The following is a 374-nucleotide window of genomic DNA, read 5'->3' on the forward strand; positions in this document are numbered from 1 at the left end:
GTTCGGCTCGTCGAGCAGCCGATCGAGCACACCCCAAGTGAAGGCGCCATGCGCGCCTCCGCCCTGGAGCGCCAGATTGAGCGTCCGCGGCTCTCGCTCAGAGGAGGCGACAACCGCGCTGTCGGCGATTATTTTCTTCACACCTGCGTGCTTGTTCATGGTCCTCACTCCCGATTTGTTCGTGTTGAGATCAATGCGCCGTCCACCCGCCGTCGACCGGAATGGCCGTGCCGGTGATGGAGCTCGCCAGATCGCAGCAGAGAAAGACGCTGAGGGCGCCCATTTCCTCGATGGTTGCGAAACGCTTGGTCGGCTGGTTCTTGAGAAAAACGTCGCGGATCACTGCGTCACGTGCGATGTTATGCGACTTCGCC

Annotated in this window: 1 protein-coding gene and 1 pseudogene; both read right to left on the minus strand. The window is 61.2% G+C overall.

Going from position 1 to position 374, the window contains the following annotated elements:
* Window positions 1-159: pseudogene (locus RWK44_RS34975) on the minus strand (patatin-like phospholipase family protein); the annotation flags it as partial.
* Window positions 160-190: 31 nt separating this feature from the next.
* A partial coding sequence (locus RWK44_RS34980; protein ID WP_316030195.1) for an SDR family oxidoreductase occupies window positions 191-374 on the minus strand: 184 nt, incomplete at its 5' end.

The sequence above is a fragment of the Rhizobium sp. 25PS6 genome (assembly GCF_032464655.1).
Lineage (GTDB): Bacteria > Pseudomonadota > Alphaproteobacteria > Rhizobiales > Rhizobiaceae > Rhizobium > Rhizobium laguerreae.